We start from the raw sequence: 21199 nt of genomic DNA on the forward strand, positions 1-21199 counted from the left end.
GACAATCCCCTTTTTAGTCGAGGTTTTCGGCAGAGCGGTCATAGGCAACAATAATTTTTTGAACCAGGGAATGCCGAACTACATCCTGTTCCCCAAAGAAGACAAAGCCAAGCTCTTCTATACCTGACAAAATCGCCTTGGCTTCATTCAAACCGGATTTCTTGCCCCGTGGCAAGTCAATCTGGGTTACGTCGCCTGTAATGACCATCTTGGATCCGAAACCGAGTCGTGTCAGGAACATTTTCATTTGCTCCGGTGTTGTGTTCTGTGCTTCATCAAGAATAATAAAGGAATCTTCGAGTGTACGCCCCCGCATGTAGGCAAGGGGCGCAATTTCAATTATTCCGCGCTCAAGGGCTTTGGCAACCTGATCTGGCCCCATAACGTCGAATAAGGCGTCATAAAGCGGGCGTAGATATGGATCTACCTTTTCCTGCAAATCGCCTGGAAGGAACCCCAAGCTCTCTCCAGCCTCTACAGCCGGACGAGTGAGGACAATTTTCTTAACGGAGCCTTCTTTAAGAGCCGTTACGGCTAGAACTACTGCAAGATACGTCTTGCCTGTTCCTGCAGGTCCAATACCAAATACTATATCCCGTTTTTTGATAGTCGTCACATAATGTTTCTGACCAATCGTTTTGACACGGATGGGCTTTCCGCGGAAGGTAGTTGTAATTTCGCCTTTGAACAGATCAAGCAACTGATCCGCACGAAAATCCTTTGCCAACTCCACAGCATATTTTATATCCCGTTCACTAAGAACATATCCACTTCGGATCAGGGAAAGCAACACATTAAAGAGCTGACCTAGCATATCTACTTCCCGCTCTGCCCCCCGGATTGTCAATTCAGCTTCACGGGAATCAATAATAGCGTGTATTTCAGACTCGATTATTTTCAGAAATCCATCCTGCGGGCCAAATAGCGCTTGTGCTTCTCCCGCATTTTGCAGTGATATCCGTATGCTTTCAGTCTGTTCTGACAAGTAGCCTCATTCTCCTCGGTTGTATACTATCGGAAGTTCTTCCGCAATTCTCTCTTCCACTTCAAAAAGCACTTTCATATAAACTTTACCATTCTCTCTCTTCTCATGCAAAATTTTTTGGCTTTTGAGGACGCTATCATTGCCGTAATGGGCTAAAATATCGTTCTTTGCAATCTCCAAACCCTTATCACGGGCCTCCTGAGGAGTTAAAGTGACTGTCTTGACCTCAACCTCCAATTCCTTCTCCGTCATCCACCCGATTGGCATATGGATAGAGCGCCAGGATAAAGGAACCTTCTCCGTAAGAGTATTGGATTTCTCAAAAGGAGATTTGCCATAACCCCACAGTTGTACCGCCCATTTGCCCAGAACCAGATAAGAATGATCTTTACGTTGGCCTGTATAAGAATTGACATCCGTCTTCAAGGGTACGTTTATATTATACTCATGCCATACCAGGCCCTTAACCTCGCCTTTAGCCACTACGTATTGAATGCTCTCTTCATCGCCCAGAGCTCCGGAGATCAGAATATCCCCTTTCTTTACTCGGGTATTACGGCCTACAACAGGTCTTCCCTGCTCCGCATAAATTTCGGTAACTACGGCATCCGTCCTGCTAACCAGATGTCGCTGACTATACAAAGGCTTCTTCTCCGGTTGCACAGCTTCCACGATCTGTATCTTCACTGCTGTACCGGTTCGCTGCACCCCAATCCAGGATGTGCCCGGCAACCGTACCGTGAGCTCTCTAGAAAGCTTGTCCGGATCCTCCATACGCCAAATCCACTGAAATGGAAAAACCCCCTCTTGGCGGGCCGCATCGAGCACATCCTCGGCAGCAATGCGTTCATTCCCCTCCACATCTACACTCCACACCATAGACGATAGTAAAAAAAGCGCAATACCGAAAAACAGTAAACCCGCTGCAAAAAATTTTCGTCTCCAAAGCCTCGCAGTTATAAAAGGTAATCCACTACGGTTTGTAATATGTATTCGACAGCCTGTCTTTTTCAAAAGCGGCCGGAGAGCATAGAAATCATTCAGCAGCAGCTTCAGATTCAGGCCGCTCTTCACGGGCTTCACATCCCAGATGACTATACCAAGACCGGTAAGGGCATTAATAAACAGTTCTACCTGCGGCCCAGTCACGTGAAGTGTAACGACCCCCCGCAGCCATGACAGAGGTGCTTCCTTCATGAGCTCTCCTCACTTTCCTTATATCTGATCTCTCCGATTATTCCTTCTACAGCCAATTCCTGACCCAATATGGTCCTAATCTCCAGACCTTTACCTGATATCTCCAAGGATCCCTTAGATAAAGCAAGCTTCAACAATTCTGAAGAAAAATGCAGTACACCACGATGGTTCTCAACATACAACTCCTTGTTGCCGATCAGGGTGATCCGGGGCATATCATGCAGCAAATCCTGCGGCAGATCCAGCATCCCGTTTGTCCATCCCCGCAGCCTCCGGCCGATCCGGGTCATATATAGACGCTCCCCCTTCCTCTACTGTACACCTTATGCGGTAGCACTACTTTTTATGAGAAGAAGTGTCGTACAAAAAAAAAGCCCGCGACCTAACGCAGGTCGCGGGCTTCAGCAATGTAGACAGGCCGGTATCAGCCTTCTCTACGGGAATTAAATGGACGTTTCGAACGCGGAGGGCTCAGTATTTCAGCCCAAATCAAACCGTTTTGCAACTGCTTAGAGTGTATTGATGTGTGTTTATCCGATGCCTCCATTACTCTTGAGGTAGAAGCCGGGCTGTTTTCCTTGATGTCATCGGTAGCGCTTATCTGATTAAAGGCAGAATACAATCGGTCTAATTCCTGGTCCATTTCCTTAATACGGGTTTCTAGACTTCCCCCTCCAGGCTGCTCCATGGATGAACCTTCACCAGTCTCGTAATCAGGGGTTGCATTATATTCGCTCACCGAAGGGGAAGAGAATGGTCTTTCCGGAGTTTGCGGGTGTAATTTACCTGGAACGGGGAAACCGCTACCCTGTGCTTGTGGCTTCCGCTCAGCTTCACCCTCCATGTATCCACGCATTTTCGCAAAAATATCCTTTCCCTCACCGCCAAAGGTTGGCATGGCTCCACGCGGAGCCCGTTTCTTATTATCGCTGCCTTTTTTCGCCTTATTCACATTGGACACAATGGCAAACACAATCACACCTATGATATATATCCAGCTCATGGGATATCACATCCCCTTATTTATTTGTTTTTGAATCGCCGGCATTATCTTGATCATTCAATTTACTCAGTGAACCCCGCATTTGAGTATCAGCCTCGATATTCTTCAGGTTCATATAGTCCATAACGCCCATTTTCCCTTCGCGCAGAGCTTCTGACAACGCCAGTGGAACTTGAGATTCAGCTTCTACCACCAACGCTCTCATCTCAACCACGCGCGCTTTCATCTCTTGCTCATGCGCTACCGCCATGGCTCTGCGTTCTTCGGCTTTGGCCTGAGCGATACGTTTATCCGCTTCAGCCTGCTCTGTTTGAAGATAAGCACCAATGTTCTTACCTACATCGATATCTGCAATATCTATAGACAAGATCTCAAACGCCGTTCCTGAATCCAAGCCTTTGGATAGAACCATTCGAGAAATAGAATCAGGGTTTTCCAGAACGTCCTTATGTGAATTACTGGAACCGACAGTGGTTACAATTCCTTCGCCGACACGGGCGATTATGGTTTCTTCCCCAGCACCGCCGACGAGACGATCAATGTTAGCACGTACTGTAACACGGGCTTTAACTTTTACCTCAATCCCGTTTTTGGCCACAGCTGCAACAATCGGAGTCTCAATAACACGTGGATTTACACTCATCTGAACAGCCAACAGCACATCGCGTCCAGCAAGGTCGATCGCAGCGGCACGTGTGAACTCCAAAGGTATGTCCGCACGTTGGGCAGCGATAAGAGCATTTACAACACGGTCTACATTACCGCCTGCCAAATAGTGACTTTCGAGCTCGTTAATATTAATACCTAATCCTGCCTTAGTTGCTTTAATTAAAGGATTTACAATTCGACTTGGTGTTACACGACGTAATCTCATGGCAACCAGAGTAATAATACTGATTCTTACACCAGAAGCCCATGCTGAAACCCACAGCATAACCGGGAAAAAGCTGAAAAAGACGCTTAACAAGATGATCACGGCAACCGCGATCAATAAAACTGTAATAAGAGATGCCTCCATAATTTAAAATTACCTCCGTTTATAATTTGGTGTTTATTTCCACGCTTAACCTAGTTTACCTTATTCCTTGAATTCTTTCACAACAATCCGTACACCTTCCACCTTTATTACAACTATAGGCAGGTTTGCATCGATAAAGCTGCCTTCTGTGACCACATCAATACGTTCACCCTCTATGATTGCCGTGCCTGCCGGACGCAACGATGTAAGACTTGTACCCTTGCTTCCAAGGAGTGTAATCTTTTCTTTAACCGGCACAAAGCCCCGTTCCTTAGTCAGACTATCCGCCAGTATAAATCGATTCCATATCCCGCGTTCTTTGAATGATATTGCCACAATGATAATTACCACCGTTGCTGCGGCAAACGCGATACCTAGACTAAATAATGCATGGGTGAAACTGTAGGCGGCCCTTACAACACCTGCAATTAGACTTACAGAACCCAGGATCCCCAATATGCCAAAACTCGGAACAAATAGTTCTACCACCAGCATAACCAATCCGAGAATAAACAATAGCCATGTCTCTGCACCGGCAAATCCAGCTACATAGTTACCGAAGAAATAGAGAATAAACGCCAACAGCCCTATGATTCCCGGCGCCCCAAACCCGGGTACAAGCAGTTCAATCACTACTCCGGCGATCCCGATAAAGAGTAAAATCGTCATAATAATCGGATTTGTCAGGAATTGCGACATTTTTTCAGCTCCGGTATGTTTAACGCGAAGAATGTCATCTAATGAATACCCAAGCGTTGAAATGGCTTCTTCCGGTGTGTCTGCGATATCATCTGTGTAGCCAGCCTTTAACGCCTGGTCGCTGGTAAGCGCAATGATCTGGCCCTTAGCTTTGTTAACACCCAGCTCCGGCTTATTAACTACAATATTACTGTCAGTCATTCCGGCAGCAATTTCCGGGTCGCGACCATTTAATGCGGCAGCGCCTACCATTTTTGACTTCCAAAAGGATACCAGCTTGGCGTCATTAACGGCTTTCCCGGTCATATCCACAAGAGAAGCGGAACCGATCATACTCCCTGGTTTCATGATAATTTTATTTGCATTTAAAGCTATGTAGCTGCCAGCTGAAGCCGCATCTCCTTTGATGTAGGCGACCGTTGGAATAGGACTCTCTCTTACCATAGCCCCTATTTCCTCCGCTGTATCTACCAGACCCCCTGGTGTATCAATTTCCAACACAATCAGCACGGCGCCATAATTCGCCGCTTCTTCAAAGCCACGCTCCAAAAAACGCTGAAGCCCTCTTTCGATCTCCTGATCCACCGGTATGATAAATACAGGACCGCTCTTCGGCTTACTGTTGGCAGTATCAGAAGCGGCCACACTCCCCGCTGCGTTGACTCCTGCTAAAAGCGGGATGAAGAACAGAAAAATAAGTAAATTGGTTATACTGACCAGTACTATTTTCCGTAATACGCCCAAGATATTCACTCCTTCGCACATGGATCACTCCATATAGGTTACCTTCTAAGCCCTATTACGATACTTCTCCTAACATCGTTCCAAAAAAAGAAAAACACCCCTTTTGCAAGGGGTGTTAGCGTTATATTATTGCAGAAATTGTTGAACCGCTTGGTTCACAAGCTTACCATCGGCGCGTCCTTTAACTTTAGGCATTAGCGCACTCATAACTTTGCCCATTTCACTTTTCGAAGAAGCACCGGTTTCCTGGATGGTCTGCTGTACAATGACTTTAATTTCTTCTTCGGAAAGCTGCTCGGGAAGATACTTATGGATAATCTCGATCTCTGCCTTTGTAGTCGCGGAAAGCTCATCGCGACCCGCCTTTTCAAATTCTTGGAGGGCATCTTTGCGCTGTTTGATTTCACGACTTAGGATATCAAGCACTTCGTTGTCGTCTAATGTTCTCTTTACATCTATTTCAAGATACTTTATTGTCGAACGAATCATGCGGATTGTGGAAAGAGTGAACTTGTCCTTATCCCTCATCGCTTGCTTCATATCTTCGTTCAATCTTTCGCTAAGATTCATGCGTGGGTAATCCTCCTAAAACTTTCTCTTACGAGCAGCCTCAGACTTCAGCTTTTTCTTAACGCTTGGCTTTTCATAATGTTTGCGTTTTTTCACCTCAGCCAAGACACCATCTTTAGCGATGGAACGTTTAAAGCGACGAAGTGCAGCATCAATTGTCTCGTTTTTACGAACTTTCGTTTCAGACACCAGTTTCCCCTCCCTCCGACCAGACCGTCCAAGAGCATAACACGGTTCATCAAATTACATTATAGGTCAAACCGAAATAACGTGTCAACCATCACGGCAATTTTTTTTCAAGTCCTTCAAGACTTGTAGTAAAATTTATGCGTGTGACGATGAATTTCCGGTTAATGCCCCCAGCTTGGCTCCCCCAAGCAAATGGTAATGAAGATGGTGAACGGCTTGCCCGCTGTCAGGTCCGCAATTATTGATCAAGCGATAACCAGATTCTGCTACTCCAAGCTCAACTGCAATTTGCTGCGCTACACTATGAATTTCGGCAATCAGCGGAAGATCCTCTGAAGTAACCTCGTTCATGGAAGCAATATACTTCTTCGGGATAATTAGCACATGCACAGGTGCAGCAGGCTCAATATCGTAGAATGCTAGAATCCGATCATTTTCAAAAACTTTTTTGCAGGGAATAACCCCTTCAATAATTTTGCTGAACACGGTCTCCATTCAACTGCTTCCTCCTATAATTAGTGGAGTGTAAATCAACTGTACGGCTTCACCATAACAATACTGGCTCGGTAACATCGATTTATTTGTACATCATAGCATGGAATGAATGGATAACGAAAGGGTAGATGAAGGGGGGAATTATACTTAATAAATCCAAAAACCATAATAAGTCTAGCTGTATCTAATACAGCCAGTTATTCGAGGCAAATAAAAAAGGTACAGGGAGCATACAATGATAAAAATAGACAAAAAAAAGAAACACCCTTCACAGCTTATAAAGCTGATTCGGCGGCGCACGTATAATTAAGAAGTAGGTACTCCCAATCATACGTCCGCCGAGGTGTTTCAAAATGTTTGTCGGCTTAGCTGTATTATAACAGCAGGTTGATACTGTATCTGTGATCGTTGTCACATTGTTAATCTAAGGTCACATTTTTTCCAAAATTATACGTGAACCGCCGCCGCCCTGTTCAGCAGGTATGATTACCAGCTTACGCGGCAAACGTGCCCGAAGCTCAGGGACATGGCTGATAATGCCAACAGAGAGCTGGTCATTATGAAGTTTTTCCAATGAAGTTATTACGGTATCAAGCAATTCAGGATCCAGAGTGCCAAATCCTTCATCCAAGAAGAAAAATTGTAAAGGATACTGGCCGCGCAGCTGAATTTGTGCCGAAAGAGCCAGCGCTAAGGAAAGAGATGTTAAAAAGGTCTCTCCTCCGGACAGGGTTGATACAGGGCGTCTAACTCCACCGTTCCCATCATCCCGAATTACAAAACCGCCACCGGAGTCCACTTCAAGCGCATAACGTTGCTTACTCAAGAAACGCAGACGCTGAGAGGCCGCCTGGCATACCTGCATTAACTGCTCCTCGGCAATATATTCGACAAAGGCATTCCCTCGTAAACAAGATTGCAGCTTGGACAAGCGGTTCTGGGTTAGCCCGTACTCCTTCCTCTGTTCCTCCAATGCCTTCCATCGGATATGCCTGTGCCTTATATCCTCCAAGTCTCTTTCCCCACGTGCCCGGCTCTGAAGCGACATTTCGTCATCTTCCTTGCATTGGGTCAGCACGGTTACACTTTCCAGCCAATCCTCCTGGCTCAGACTGGCTCCCTCCAGCTTCTCGTCAATGTGTCGCAGTTGCAAGTTTACTTCCACTTCCTGATCACGGTGAGTCCGCACACGGCCAGATGCGGCTTCCCGCTCCTCTAGGGTCAGGGTAGCTCCTTCCACTTCAAGAGCTGAAGTGAATAATGAGACGGATAATCTTGCCTCCCAATTCAGGGAGGACGCTGCAAAATGCTCCCTGGCGGACTCTGCCGCCTGACGGGCAATAGCAGCTACCTTACTATCCTCTTGGGCTTTTTCCGCCGCTGAACGCTGTTGCTGCTTAGATTCATCCGCTACCGCTATAAGCTGTTGCAGGCGACTTTCACATTCTGACAACAGAGTTCTTGCTTCCTGCCCTCCAGTATATTGGAGCAGGCGTTGTTCCTTCTCACCAAGCAGTTCTTCCTTACCTTCAAATTGAGCATTCCATTGGGCCAGTTCGATGTCCAGTCCTGCAAGTTCCTCCCCCATTCGTTGGAGTGCCAGGTTCTTGTCCTCAAGAAATTTGACGCTAATCTCTAACCGTCCGCGGATCTCCTCTGCCTGTTCATCCTTAAGTAATAATTCACGATACGCTTGCTCTGCGTCCTCTGGGGCTAAAAGGGGGAACTGTTGCTTCCAGCTCTGCCGTAAAGTAGATAACTGGCTACCCAGTTCTTCCGCCTTGGCAGCAATTCCGGCTCCCCATCCGCTCTCAGCTTCAGCACTGGCGGATTCTTTCAGAAAGCTCTGCTGGGCTTCGTTCATGGAGCGCTGCCATTCTACCGCAGTCCGACGCAGCTCTGTGGAGTGTTCTTTTAACTCAGCAATAAGGGTATTCAGCTCAGTCAGTGTACATTGATCCGGCACATTCTTATTCAAGGAGGGAACAAAGGACAAAACTGCTTCATCATTGAATTTTTGCTCAGTTCCAGTTGCGGCAGGAATACTCAGTGAAGCTATTGAACCGTCCCCGTAGATCTGATCCAGCCAGGCATGATCTTGCTCCCGCAAGCTGCGGAGGACGTGTTGGGCTTCCAGCACCTGCTTGAATAATGAACGGGCTGCTTCCAGCTCTATTTCTTGTATATCCTGCTCCCCGTTCCCTTCTAATGATGCCGGGTGAGGATGATGATTACTGCCGCAGACCGGGCACGGTTGTCCCTCTTCCAGATCCAAGGCTAAGGCTAGCGACAACCTGTGAATCTCCCTGCTCTTGAGTACTGCTTCTAGAGTGCTGTTGTGGAGTTCCAACTTCTCCGTTACGATACCGGAGGCTTCCTCCGCTGCAAGCAGCTTCTCCATATGCAGCGCTGCCTCTCCGATCATACCTGATCGGAGGGCTTCCAGCTGCGAGCGCCGCGCCGCGGCTTCCGCGAGCCGCTGCTGCGCTGCCGCAAGCGTCACCGCCCGCTCGCGGCGCTCACGCTCAGCTGAATCCCAGTGGGATTCAGCTGAGCGCAGACCTTGCAGTCTCTGCATGGCTTCCTGCAGAGACTGCCGGTCCTGGGAGCGGACGCCCAGCGGCTGCAGCTGCGCCTGCAGCTCCTGCTGCCGCTTTTGGCCCTTGGCCAGAAGCTCCCGCTCCCGGGCCTGGCTCTCCCGCAGGGCTTCCAGCCTGCGGGAGGCGCCCCCGCGGCGCTCAGCGAGCGAAGCCAGCTCGCGCCGCAAAAGGTCGCGCTCGGCTGTAAGCTCGAGCGCACGCCGGAACTTGTCCGCCCCCTCGCGGAGGGCCGGCTCTTCCGCCGCAAGCGCGGCCAGCGCCGCCGCTTCGGCCTCGACGGTACGCGCCGCTGCTTCTGCGGCGGCTGCGGACTGCACCTCCAGCCCCTCGGCGCGGGTCTGGAGGCTCTTCCAAGCACCTTCCGACTCTCTCCAGCCTTTGAGAGAGGGAAGTAACTTCTCGGCCTCATCCGCTTGGCCGAGTCTCTTCTCCAGCAGGAGGATGCTCTCCTCCTGTGCCAGCAGTCCCTGACGCTGCAGTTCCCTCCGGGTCCGCTCTTCCTGCAGGTCGCGGATTTTGGCATATTTCTCCGATACTTTAATCGCAATCTCTAATTTACGGCGGCACTCTGCCGCATATATAACAGCCTCCTGCAATCGTTCCGCAGCAGCCTCAACATCCTGCTCACCTGCGGTTCCAAGTCCCTGCTGCTCCGCTTCAACCGCTCGAAGCGCAGCCTCATTGTCTTTGACTCTTTTGCTAAGCTTAATAGCCAAATGATCACCGTATTGTTCCAGATGGAACAGCCGCTGCAGCATTTGTCTGCGATCTACACCGCGGAGCGAGAGAAATTCAGCAAATTTACCCTGCGGGAGTACTACCGCACGGGTGAAATCATCCATTTTGAGACCTATTTTTTCCTCTACACACCGGGTTACATCTGCCAGCTTGTCCGCCATAACATTCTCGCCGTCAGAAGTAATCTCGACAAACCGGCTAATCGTATTGCTGACAGACTGTTCGCCGGTTCGCTTGAATCTCCGCTCAACACGGTAGCGCCGAGTTCCTTCGGAAGAGGTCAGCTCGAATGTAAAAGCCACACTAAGTGAATCCTCCGAGTGATTCATAATGCCTTGGGTCCCGTTAACAGCCCGCTCTACCTTGCCGTACATGGCTAAAGTAATAGCATCCAGCAGACTGGATTTCCCGCTTCCGGTCGGTCCGAATATTCCAAACAGGCCGGTTTCGCACAGACTGGTAAAGTCAATTTCCTGCTGCTCCCGATAGCTCTGCAGACCTGCTACTTTTAATAAAATCGGCTTCACTTAGTTCTCCTCCTCTTCACTCTGCTCGCGCGACTCTTCTTGCGTAAGCTCAAGAAACAGCTCTACCAGACTATCATCAGGCTCGGCTCCACCCGTCTGGCGCTGATAAAACTTACGGAACAGCTCTTGTACGGGCATACGTGAACGCGGAGAGACTTCCAGTTCCCCTTCCATCTGCGGATAAATCGGCCGGATATGAATAATCCCTTCCCGGGATTTGCGCAAGCGCTGAATATCATTCATAGACATAGCTTCAGTCAGCCGAATCTCCAGATCAATAAAAGCAGAGAGATCTCTGCTCTCATCGAGCCAGCGATACACTTCATCAAGTCCTCCGGTTGAGCTCCATCTCACTAGCGGTCGTCCGCAGCGCAGATAGATTTCTTCGAATACAGGCTCTCCACCAGGTTCAACATCGACTAATGTCACGGACTTTGCCTGTCCTGCTTCGGAGAAGCTATAGGCTAGCGGAGAGCCACTGTAGCGGATCATCCCGTCCCCTTTGACCCGCTGTGCACGATGAAGATGCCCAAGTGCCGTATATTGCGCACCTGAGGAAAGTGCAGAGGGATCTACTGTATAGGCTCCACCCACTTGAATAGGCCGTTCAGAGTCAGACTCTACACCCCCGAGTACATAAATATGGCTCATAGCCAAATTAACCGTCTTAGGCGTAAATTCCCGACCTAAAAGCTGCATAAGTTTTCCGACTCGGGCGCTATAAGCAAGTCGAAGCTGTGACTCATCCCCATCACCTGCCAGTAGTTCACCGAGACGGGCTTCCGAGGGATAAGGAAGTGCTGCAATCTTGGCAATCTCTCCTGTTCGGGCCGTATGAATCGTAACCGGCTCCGAAGTAGGGAGACCTACCAAAGTAATTCCCTGTCTTAGAACAAGCGGGGATACGGAGGAGACACGTTCGGGCTGATCATGATTACCTGCTATGACGACCAGCGGTCTGCCACCTGCAGTTAACCTCGCAGCAGCATCATAGAACAATTGCTCTGCAGCCGCCGGAGGATTAACAGAATCATAGACATCACCCGCCATCAGGATAATATCCACCTGTTGTTCATCAGCAATCTCCACAAGCTCATCTATGAATTGCTCCTGCTCTTTCATCCGGCTTCTACCTTCCAACGTACGGCCTAAATGCCAGTCTCCCGTATGTAGTATCCGCATTCCCCGCCTCTTTCCCCGCCCTCTATGTGGCAAATAATATAATTTCTCTATAACTTAACTGCATGTCCACCGTCAAAAAAATACAACCAAGTCTCGCTAATCTCTTCTTTTAAAATATCATGTAACGCCTTGCCGTAGAGATCCAGCTGAAACCGGTATTTCTCTTTAAGAGCTTCTAAACCGCCTTGATGCTCTACAACAGAGTCTGTTTTGTAATCTAGCAAAATGAGCCGTTCTCCCTCCCGGAACAAACAATCAATGACACCTTGAATCAGCACCGTTTGCGGCTGAGATGATTCAAGATTGTCAGGAGAAAGCCCTGATAACGCTTCATCCATAAATTGAAGTCCACGATAGGCATCAGATGCCGGAACCATATAGCTGAATGGCATTTCCCTTCTTTTCCAGGAAGAATTCAGCAGCCTTGAACCAAGCTCACTGTCATAAAAGGCTTGGATTTCAGAAGAAGTCACAACCTCTGCCTGCTCTGCGGACAAAATCCCTGCGTGCTGTAGATGTTCCAAAGTATCTTCCACCTGCGTCTTATTTACCGGACCTTCAAGGGGAATATGCTGCATCACTGTATGATACACGGTCCCCCGCTCCGCTGAGGTCATGCTGCGTTTCTCCATGAACTTCGGTCTTCTTAAGCGAAGGTTCTCCACACCGCTGCGTATCATGTCAGTAGGTGTTCTGCCGTTATCTTCCGCTTCCAACCGATCAAAGGAAGGCTGCTCCTCCATGGATAATAAGGCCTTCAATTCGGTGACGGAGGTTTTTGCCGGGATGGTGGATTCGGCCTCATGAGGATAAGACCAATTTAACTTACCCGCTGTAAGTTCCTCGTCTTCCGTTGCCATTGAAGGAACGGTATGGCCCTGTCGCAAAGCTTCTAGTACAGTCTCGCGTAGCGTGGTTTCTTCCCCGTTATTATCCATACCAGCTAGAGACCCGGCCTTAAGGTCTGCGGAGTTTACCACACTAATGCTCCAGTTAGAGACATCACTATGCAGAACGGTAGATGTCGTTCCTTCATTTCCCACAATCTTTCGCAGTATTGCCGCTCCCGGATGCCTTATAAGAGCAGGTCCCACCCAATCCAGATAACTGCGGCCCCGGGCTAATAAATGATCAGCCATGAGCAGCTCTTCCCTGCCCTGCATTGCAGCCCATCCGGCAATTTTGCGGGGAAGATCACGGACAGTTCCCACTAGAATCATTTTGTCTCTCGGGCGTGTTAGTGCAACATACAGCACACGCATTTCCTCTGCCAAAAGTTCCAAACGGGTTCGGCGGCTAATCGCCAAATAAGGCAGCGTAGGATAGCTAAGCCGAGTATCACGCTCCACAAAGCGAGGCCCGAAGCCTAACTCCTTATGCATTAAAAACGGTGCATGAAGATCCTGTTTATTAAAGAGTTTGGACATTCCTGCGAGAAAAACAACCGGAAACTCCAACCCTTTGCTTTTGTGAATGGTCATAATTCTTACGCCGCTGCCTTCTTCACCGCTTCCCCCGGCAACACCTAGGTCACCGCCGTTCTCCCGGAGTCGGGAAATAAAGACCAAAAACCGGAATAAGCCACGGGAAGAGGTATCCTTCTCGAATTGTACGGCTCTATTATACAATGCCTTAAGATTGTTCTGTCGCTGCGAACCTCCGGGCAATCCTCCGACCCACTCCAAATACCCGCTTTCACGGTATATGCGCCAGATGAGACCGCCAAGGCTGCCTTGTCTCGCTTCATCTCTCCAATTCTTCAATTGGTTCAGGAAATTCTGCAGCTTGGAACGAAGTTGTATAGAAATGACCGGAATTTCGTCTGCAGTTAGTTGCACAACAGGCTGGTCACCGGCTGCGGCAAGTACAGCTTGATAGAAAGCCCCGCCGCTGCATAAACGAACCTTCGCCAGCTCCTCCTCACTCAACCCTACGACCGGAGAACGAAGCACACCGGCTAGTGGAATATCCTGCTGAGGATTGTCTACAACTTTTAATAAGGCCAGGGCAATTTCCACTTCTGTAGCCTGAAAATACCCCTTGTTCTGATCCCCGTAGGCTGGAATCCCCTCAAGACGAAGCTCCTCGATGATCAGCGGAGTCCACATCCGTGCAGAACGAAGCAAAATCACGATGTCCCCGTAAAATACCGGTCGCATCTTTTGGATTCCTTTATCATAAATAAGCAGCGGAGAACCGCCGGTCATTCCTGTCAGTTGTGAGATACGCCGGGCAATAGCCCGCGCTTCCAACTGAGCCGTTTCAGCCTCGATGACTTCGCTTTCCTGTGTGGACAATTCTCCATCCTCTGATTCCTCTGCACGTCCTGCTGCTGATGAACCTTTATCAATCAACAATAGCTCGGGTGCAAAAAAAGAATCCGGTCCCTTCTCGGCCGCTCCCGGAAATTTCGCACCATACACCAGTTCTGCGCGTTCATCATAACTTATCTCGGCCACTGTTTCGTTCATGATCTGCCGGAAAAGCATGTTAACTGCATGCACGACCTCAAGCCGACTGCGGAAATTCCGCGCTAAATCAATAACCCGACCCGTGGAAACTTCCGTAGGATCAGCAGGTTCACCGCTCTTGCCAAAACTCCGGTATTTGTCTAAGAATAAACCCGGTTCAGCAAGGCGGAACCGATAGATACTCTGCTTCATATCTCCGACCATGAACCGGTTACCCGGACCTTCTCTGGAGATCAGCCGTACAATCTCTTCCTGTACACTATTCGTATCCTGATATTCATCTAAAAGCACTTCATCGAACTGATTCCGGTACTCTATAGCGGCATCGGAAGGTTGAGGGTTCCCAGGCAGTGAATCGGGATGACGCAAAATTTGCAGGCAGTAGTGCTCCAAGTCGCTGAAATCGACCAAGCCTTTGCTTGCCTTTTCAATTCTGTAACGCTCCCCGAATTCTATTACAGTCTCAGCCAATTCCTCCATAAGTGGAGCCGCTTCATTTAATTCATTCAAGAAAACTTCTGCATGACGTCCAAACAAGGCGGTTTGCAGTTCGGATATGCTTTTTTTGACACTGTCACGCAGCTCTTTAACACTTTCTTGCAGACCCGGGTCGGAGGAATCCTTTTTGCAAGGCTTTAATTTACCAAAGGATACTCCCCGAAAGGCCTCGTACAACTCAGACCATGGTTGTTGTCTCAAAGCCTCACGCAGCCCCGTAACCATCTGGAGATCAGCAGTCATATTCTCTGCGTAAGCGGATGGGCCTCCCGGCTGAAGTGAAATGGCATATCCCTGTTCGAGTTGGCTAATAGCTCCGTCCAGTGTTAACTTGGCCTCTTCAAGAATGCTCTGCACCCATTGAGAATTCCCAAGACTCTCCGTGTCTGGTACGGAAAATTCAGCAGCCGTATCTCTAAGCCACTGTGCTGGCCAAGGATGACTGTGGGCGAAATCATGCAGCCTCTGGACGAGTGCATGCATAGCATCATCAGTGCGTTCTCCGCTAAACCAGTCGACAAGTGTTACAAACACACCGTCTTCACCGGCTGTACCGTACTTTTCTTCAAATAGTTCCTCCAGCAGCTCCTGCCGCATCATTTCCGCTTCATGCTCATTCAGAATACGGAATCCGGGATCAATGGGTATCTGTTGATAGTAACGACGGATGACCTCAAGGCAAAAAGAGTGCAGTGTAGTAATTGAGGCTCTACCCAATAGTGCAAGCTGACGGCGTAAATGGTCATTATCCGGTGTATTCTCCAGCTCCCGATCCAACGCTTCCCGAATGCGCTGCCGCATCTCGGCTGCTGCTGCTTTTGTAAAGGTTGCTACCAGCAGTCTGTCTACACTAAAGCCGCTCTGTTCCGAGCTGATTTTGCGAATAATACGCTCTACAAGAACAGCCGTCTTCCCAGATCCAGCTGCTGCCGCTACTAGAATATCCTCTCCGCTCTCAGCGATCGCTCGCCACTGATCATCACTCCAAAAGCTTCCTTCCGGTTTGGACACTATATTCACAGCGTTGTACCTCCTTCACTTCGGGAAATCAGGTCCCAGATTACATCTTTCCCCGGCTTCGCGAGATTGTGATAATGGTTGCCTTCAACGGATTCGTCAAATTGACACACCGGTTTGAAGGAACAGAAAGTGCATGCCGTCTCCTGTTGGATGCGGTAAGGCTGAATAGCCACATCACCTTCCGTAATCCTTGTTCCGATCTCCGAAATAGTCGTTCGTACGGAGCTTAATAGCTGAGTCCATTGCTCCGGTGTAGCCACTGAAGCACTGCTGTAAAAGCTGCCGTCACTCTTCAGCGCCACCGGGACGATGGAGGAATGTCCTTTATCCAGACTGGTGTCCATTAAAGAAACGACCTCACGGTCAGCGGTCAGCAGACCTTTCATCTTAAACCGTTTCAGCAATTCCTGTTCTGCCTGTTCCCGGTTCATTCCGTTAGGTGACGAGAGCAGCGGGTCGTGTACGTGAAAATATAGCGTTCCAGCCGGAAGCGCAGAACGACCCAGCCACTGCTCTGCATACGTAAGCAGGACATCAAGATAGGTTAGCATTTGAAGCGACAGCCCATAGTACACCTCGTGCAGCTTCAAATCCTTTTGACTCGACTTATAATCAATAACTCTCAGTAGAAGACCGTTCTCGCCTTCTGCCATATCAACACGGTCTATACGGCCTACAATCTCCATAACGCAGCCGTTTGGGAGGTTAATTTGAAGAGGTGGCAAGGGTTTCCCGGGCCCAAAATCCAGTTCCAGTCCTACCGGTTCGAAGCTGCCTCTCCGGGCATGCTCGCCGAGGATTACGGAGGCACGGCCGACAATATTTTTTAGCTTGCGGGAGATATAGCCATAACGTTTCGAGCTCATCAGGATCTCACCCTGCAGCATCGGTGATAGACGATCCACCGTCTCAACAGCCTCACGCCGGCATTCCTCAGGGGACATACTACCCCAGCCGCGTCCTTTTTGCTGGAGATTCATCGCCATCTCGCTTAGAGCTGCATGGAACAGCTGGCCGATATCCGGTGCCTGAAGCTTGTACAGCTGACGATCCTTCAGTTTCAAGCCGTAGGAGGCAAAATGAGAAAACGGACACGATACGAACTTCTCCATCCTTGAGACACTGCCGCGCAGTGTGGTTCCCCCATATAACCGAAGGCTCGTCCCGCGCTTAAGCTTGACACCTTCATTACGGTAAAACAAGGATTGCAACAGCTTGTTCAGCCGCGGGCTCCACTCTTCACTCTCAGCAAACCAATTGTACACATCCCACCAGAACGCAGGGATTTCGACACCTTGCCGCCATTGCCGTAACTGCATAATTAACACACGAAGCGTCGCTTCCGGATTACCGACAAAGTCCATATGTTCCATGGAAGAACGACCGGATAAAGGAAAACCAGGCAGCGGATGTTCACCCATACGGAACATAATCTGCAAATGACGGATAACCTCTGAAGGTAGAAGTGCTTTACCCTCCTCGTCTGCGCAGGCGTAGCTAAGCCACAGTTTTTTGCTGGGTGTCGTAAGCGCATTATAGATTAGGAACCGTTCATCAAGCAGCCTGCGGGATGAGCCAGGAGCCAATTCCATCCCTGCCCCCTCCAGAAAGAAACGCTCTCCTTCGGAAAGGACACCGTCTTCCTGAAATTGTGCAGGTACGACCCCTTCATTAAATCCGAGTAAAAAGGCATATTTGACACCAGAAGTTCTGGTTCGGTCCATACTCCCTACCAGTACCTGATCCAGTGCAGGGGGAACAAGGCCCATCCGGAGCTCGGCAAGTCCCGTCTCGAGAATCCCGGCGAATACGTCAAAAGCAATCTTCTCTTCGCCCATCATTTCAACTAGTTGATCCAATAGATCAAGTACTGCTCCCCACAACTGGCGGTGCTCACGGGCATTCTCGGGGTGACCCATTTCCAGAGCCTTAGCACTCATTATCTCAAGCTTAGTAGCGGATTCGGTATCTATAAGAAGCTGGTACACAGCTGTACATAACTCACGGGCATTGAGGCTTTTTTGGATTCTTTTCTCAAAACCAAACAAAGGATCGGTAATCGCAGTCCGGCATTTCTCCATTACGATCAAATGCTCTTCGTCTATCTTCCTGTCACCTTCAAGTGTTAGGCTGGGTATTCCTTTCCAAGAACGCCCATCAGTCCAACGGTAACCCTGAATTCCACAAGCCAGCACGTAATTTTCCAGGCTGTCCATATCGGATCTGCTAAGACTCTCATCTACTGGAAGCAAAAGATCCGTCTTCACGCAGCGGAATACATCCTCATAACGCCAACGGCGGCGGACTATATCAAGTGATGCCCGTAGAAATTCCACTAGAGGATGATGCATTTCATTAACTTTTTGGTCCAGAAAGAACGGTATCCCATAATCGCGGAAAAGAGGGGTCACCAAATGTTCATAATCAACCAGATTACGCATCATAACAGCCATTTCACTGTATTGTGCTCCATCTTCCCGCGCCAGCCTGAGGATTTCACGCAGAACTCCCTCTACCTCGGCTCTTCGTGATGCTGCAGCCTGAATAGATATCGATTTTTCTACCGACTCCGTTCCGTTCCAGCGGCTTCGTCTATCAAAACCCCGCTCTAGATGCGCAAGAACAGGACTTTCAGTGAAGCGTGGCAAAATAGGAGGAGCGAGAATTTCATCCCACACCTCTGCTCCTGTCTCCTCAGCAATTCCACGCAGCTTGATATAAGTAACCGCTGAAGGATGGAACAGTTCCAGCTCATGCGGCTGCAATCCATGCGGATAGGGCTTGTCCAAGGTAAGTGCAATCGTCACTTTGGAGCCATACAGCATTAATTGGCGTAAAACCATAAATTCCTGCGGTGTGAAGCCATGAAATCCGTCTACCCAAATCTCGGCTCCCCGCACATAGGAGGACTCAGATATGTGCTCTGCAAGCTCAGTCAATCGATCCTCCTGATCGATATAGAGCTGTGACATTTCCTTCTCCAAATCCCCGAATAATAGCTGAAGATCATGCAGTTTATGCTGCAGAATAGGGTTGCTCCCCACTGAATCCTGCAATACTGACAGCTGCTGCTCCAGATCAGTTGATCCAATACAGCAGCGCTTCATTTCCGTATGTAGCCGATTCAACCGGTCCACAAAGCCGGGTCTGTCCGAAGAGGCCCCGAAGAGCTTTAGGTCCTCTTTGCGGCGGCTGATAATTTTGTAGATCAGCATCTTCTTGCCTTCATCACTAATCGGAATGTTAGGATTGCCGCCAGTCTCCTGTTTTACGCGATAAGCTAGACGTGAAAAACTCAGCGTCTGAGCCCTTATGCTTCCTTTGGCACTCCCTGTAGTTAGAAGCCCACGTTCCGCGCTAAAAGAACCCTGTTCAGGAACGAGCATTATAATTGGTGCACCGAGCGGTTCCTGCTCCATGGCAGAGGATACCGACTCCCATATCTTCAAGGTTTTGCCGCTACCAGAGCGGCCTAGTAAAAAGGTTACTGACATATGATAGACTCCCTCCATGGCGGAAAATAATAGTTACTTCAATCTATGAATTCAACTCTCGTCCCAACATTATAGCATAACTCCACCAAACAAAACAGAACACTTGTTCTGAATAAATGGCAATAACCTATCCATTATTTATCAGAATCTAGTATGTTTTAGGTACCTGAGGCCACAATCTCTCCCAAATTCCTGCACTTTATACAACAATCTAGCTCCCTAGCCACCATATCCACTCAAATTCCTGCACTTTATACAACAATCCAGCTCCCGGCCACCTCATCATCCAAATTCCTGCACTTAACACTAATAAAAAGAGCTCCTCACAGATGGAATAACAATCCATCATAGAGAAGCCCCGCTGTTAGCTTTGAAGTTTATTTATTCTTACTCCGCACCTCAAAAATAGCAAATTTCAGATAATGTCCTTCATTGACACCCAGGATTTGTGGGTGATCTTTACCGGCGGCCCGCCATTCTACCAATCTGAGGATTTTTCCGGCATCTCTTGCGGCCTCGCCTATGGTCTCCAGAAACAAATCCGGTTGCATGTGATACGAGCAGCTTGCGGTTACGAGGTAACCGCCCTCGTTCACCAGCTTCATCCCCTGCAAGTTAATGTCCTTGTACCCACGGCATGCTCCTGCAACCGCACTCTTGGTCTTGGCAAAAGCAGGAGGATCTAGGATGACCACATCCCATGTGCGTCCACCGCCGGCAGTCATAGGTTTAGAGGTATCGGTTTTGGGCGCTGCTGAAACGGTCGCACGCTCAGAACGCTCTTCCAGCCCTTTAACCTGATTACGCAAATATTGAAAAGCATCATCTACAACGAATTCCACCCGTTCAGTGAAACCGTTCAATTCTACATTCACTTTGGCACTCTCAATCGCATGGGCAGAAACATCCAGACAGGTTACTTTTTTGGCTCCATACTTACAGGCATGCAGGGTAAAGCTGCCCGTATGCGCGAAGCATTCCAGCACTGTAGCACCGTCCCAATACGGGAAGGTAACGGTTTTGCCGCTTTTGTTAACCGGCAGCATCTGCAGTGAACCGTCCTCACCCTCAACTTCTTTGAGGGCAATACCGCTGCGTTCTCCCCAACCCCGCATAAGCGGAGCGATTGAAGCTCTATTCTCGCGTTGATCAAAGAAATAGCCTGTTTTCTGGCCCTGTTCAATATCAATCATCAACTTCAGCTCGTTCTCAGTTACGGTAACATGACGCGGGCATTCTCCGTAGAGTACACCGGTTGTCTGAGCCAGTCCTTCCAGTTCACGCACGCTGACATCACTTCGTTCGTAAATTCCACGCGGAGCCATAACCTCTACGAGTGCTTCCACGATCTCAGTGCGACATTTGTCCATTCCCAGTGTCAGCAGCTGAACTACAAGGATATCTCCGAACCGGTCAACAATAAGACCCGGCAGAAAATCTGCCTCTCCATACACCAAACGGTAAGCATCTGCACCAGGCACAAAACGATTTCTGTGCTGCAAACAACTAGTAAAACGATCTACGAAAAACGCCTTGTTCATTTCTGCAAGAGGCGTCTGCGACACAATTCTAATGCGGATCTGTGAAGCTGGATTATAGTAACCAACGGCTAAAAAACGCCCCTGATGGTTAAGTACATCTACCAATCCACCGTCTTCCGGCTCACCTTCTACAGAGGCAACTTCACCTGCAAATACCCATGGATGGGCCATCTCTAACCTCTTTTTACGATTACGCTCTAAACGAACTGATGCCAATCTTTTCAACTC

14 protein-coding genes are annotated in these 21199 nt (G+C 48.9%); all 14 read right to left on the bottom strand.

Annotation, left to right across the window (positions count from 1 at the left end):
- Positions 1-13 precede the first annotated feature (13 nt).
- The 14 genes from J2T20_RS04715 to J2T20_RS04780 all read right to left on the bottom strand — a co-directional run bounded on the left by J2T20_RS04715 (position 14) and on the right by J2T20_RS04780 (position 21187).
- Positions 14-985 carry a PhoH family protein gene (locus tag J2T20_RS04715; protein WP_307586066.1) on the bottom strand — a complete coding sequence of 324 codons (972 nt, stop codon included), beginning with the start codon at positions 983-985 and terminating at the stop codon, positions 14-16.
- A gap of 6 nt (positions 986-991) precedes the next feature.
- Positions 992-2182, bottom strand: a complete 1191-nt coding sequence (gene yqfD / locus J2T20_RS04720; RefSeq protein WP_307586067.1) for a sporulation protein YqfD — start codon at positions 2180-2182, stop codon at positions 992-994.
- Entirely contained in the window at positions 2179-2472 is a 294-nt protein-coding gene (gene yqfC / locus J2T20_RS04725) for a sporulation protein YqfC (protein ID WP_307586069.1), read from the bottom strand. The genes yqfD and yqfC overlap by 4 nt, the downstream gene beginning before the upstream one ends.
- 134 nt (positions 2473-2606) lie before the next feature.
- Entirely contained in the window at positions 2607-3185 is a 579-nt protein-coding gene (locus J2T20_RS04730; protein WP_307586071.1) for a hypothetical protein, read from the bottom strand.
- Positions 3186-3201: 16 nt separating this feature from the next.
- Positions 3202-4203, bottom strand: a complete 1002-nt coding sequence (gene floA, locus J2T20_RS04735) for a flotillin-like protein FloA (protein WP_373457754.1) — start codon at positions 4201-4203, stop codon at positions 3202-3204.
- Positions 4204-4263: 60 nt separating this feature from the next.
- Entirely contained in the window at positions 4264-5667 is a 1404-nt protein-coding gene (locus J2T20_RS04740) for an NfeD family protein (RefSeq protein ID WP_373457755.1), read from the bottom strand.
- A gap of 105 nt (positions 5668-5772) precedes the next feature.
- Positions 5773-6216 carry a GatB/YqeY domain-containing protein gene (locus J2T20_RS04745; RefSeq protein ID WP_036657988.1) on the bottom strand — a complete coding sequence of 148 codons (444 nt, stop codon included), beginning with the start codon at positions 6214-6216 and terminating at the stop codon, positions 5773-5775.
- A gap of 15 nt (positions 6217-6231) precedes the next feature.
- On the bottom strand, positions 6232-6405 hold the full coding sequence (rpsU, locus tag J2T20_RS04750; protein WP_036657994.1) for a 30S ribosomal protein S21: 174 nt from the start codon (positions 6403-6405) through the stop codon (positions 6232-6234).
- Between the two features lie 135 nt (positions 6406-6540).
- Positions 6541-6900 (bottom strand): histidine triad nucleotide-binding protein, encoded by a 360-nt coding sequence (locus J2T20_RS04755; RefSeq protein WP_307586087.1) that lies wholly within the window; start codon positions 6898-6900, stop codon positions 6541-6543.
- A 430-nt stretch (positions 6901-7330) separates the two neighbouring features.
- A complete protein-coding gene (locus J2T20_RS04760) occupies positions 7331-10765 on the bottom strand; it encodes an AAA family ATPase (RefSeq protein WP_307586088.1) in 3435 nt (1144 codons plus the stop codon).
- On the bottom strand, positions 10766-11947 hold the full coding sequence (locus J2T20_RS04765; RefSeq protein WP_307586089.1) for an exonuclease SbcCD subunit D: 1182 nt from the start codon (positions 11945-11947) through the stop codon (positions 10766-10768).
- Between the two features lie 47 nt (positions 11948-11994).
- Positions 11995-15936 carry a helicase-exonuclease AddAB subunit AddA gene (gene addA, locus J2T20_RS04770; RefSeq protein WP_307586090.1) on the bottom strand — a complete coding sequence of 1314 codons (3942 nt, stop codon included), beginning with the start codon at positions 15934-15936 and terminating at the stop codon, positions 11995-11997.
- Positions 15933-19430 (bottom strand): helicase-exonuclease AddAB subunit AddB, encoded by a 3498-nt coding sequence (gene addB / locus J2T20_RS04775; RefSeq protein WP_307586092.1) that lies wholly within the window; start codon positions 19428-19430, stop codon positions 15933-15935. Before addB ends, addA begins: the two co-directional genes overlap by 4 nt.
- Before the next feature lie 377 nt (positions 19431-19807).
- Complete coding sequence (locus tag J2T20_RS04780) at positions 19808-21187, bottom strand: class I SAM-dependent rRNA methyltransferase (protein ID WP_307586094.1); 1380 nt, start codon at positions 21185-21187, stop codon at positions 19808-19810.
- Between the last annotated feature and the right edge of the window lie 12 nt (positions 21188-21199).

Source organism: Paenibacillus wynnii (assembly GCF_030812855.1).
Lineage (GTDB): Bacteria > Bacillota > Bacilli > Paenibacillales > Paenibacillaceae > Paenibacillus_AQ > Paenibacillus_AQ wynnii_A.

Excerpts from the sequence above, each read along its gene's own strand:
- J2T20_RS04755 (WP_307586087.1), bottom strand. The coding sequence starts at position 6,900 with ATGGAGACCGTGTTCAGCAAAATTATTGAAGGGGTTATTCCCTGCAAA.
- J2T20_RS04765 (WP_307586089.1), bottom strand. The coding sequence starts at position 11,947 with ATGCGGATACTACATACGGGAGACTGGCATTTAGGCCGTACGTTGGAA.
- yqfD (WP_307586067.1), bottom strand. The coding sequence starts at position 2,182 with ATGAAGGAAGCACCTCTGTCATGGCTGCGGGGGGTCGTTACACTTCAC.
- J2T20_RS04740 (WP_373457755.1), bottom strand. The coding sequence starts at position 5,667 with ATGTGCGAAGGAGTGAATATCTTGGGCGTATTACGGAAAATAGTACTG.
- yqfC (WP_307586069.1), bottom strand. The coding sequence starts at position 2,472 with ATGACCCGGATCGGCCGGAGGCTGCGGGGATGGACAAACGGGATGCTG.
- J2T20_RS04745 (WP_036657988.1), bottom strand. The coding sequence starts at position 6,216 with ATGAATCTTAGCGAAAGATTGAACGAAGATATGAAGCAAGCGATGAGG.
- floA (WP_373457754.1), bottom strand. The coding sequence starts at position 4,203 with ATGGAGGCATCTCTTATTACAGTTTTATTGATCGCGGTTGCCGTGATC.
- addB (WP_307586092.1), bottom strand. The coding sequence starts at position 19,430 with ATGTCAGTAACCTTTTTACTAGGCCGCTCTGGTAGCGGCAAAACCTTG.
- J2T20_RS04730 (WP_307586071.1), bottom strand. The coding sequence starts at position 3,185 with ATGAGCTGGATATATATCATAGGTGTGATTGTGTTTGCCATTGTGTCC.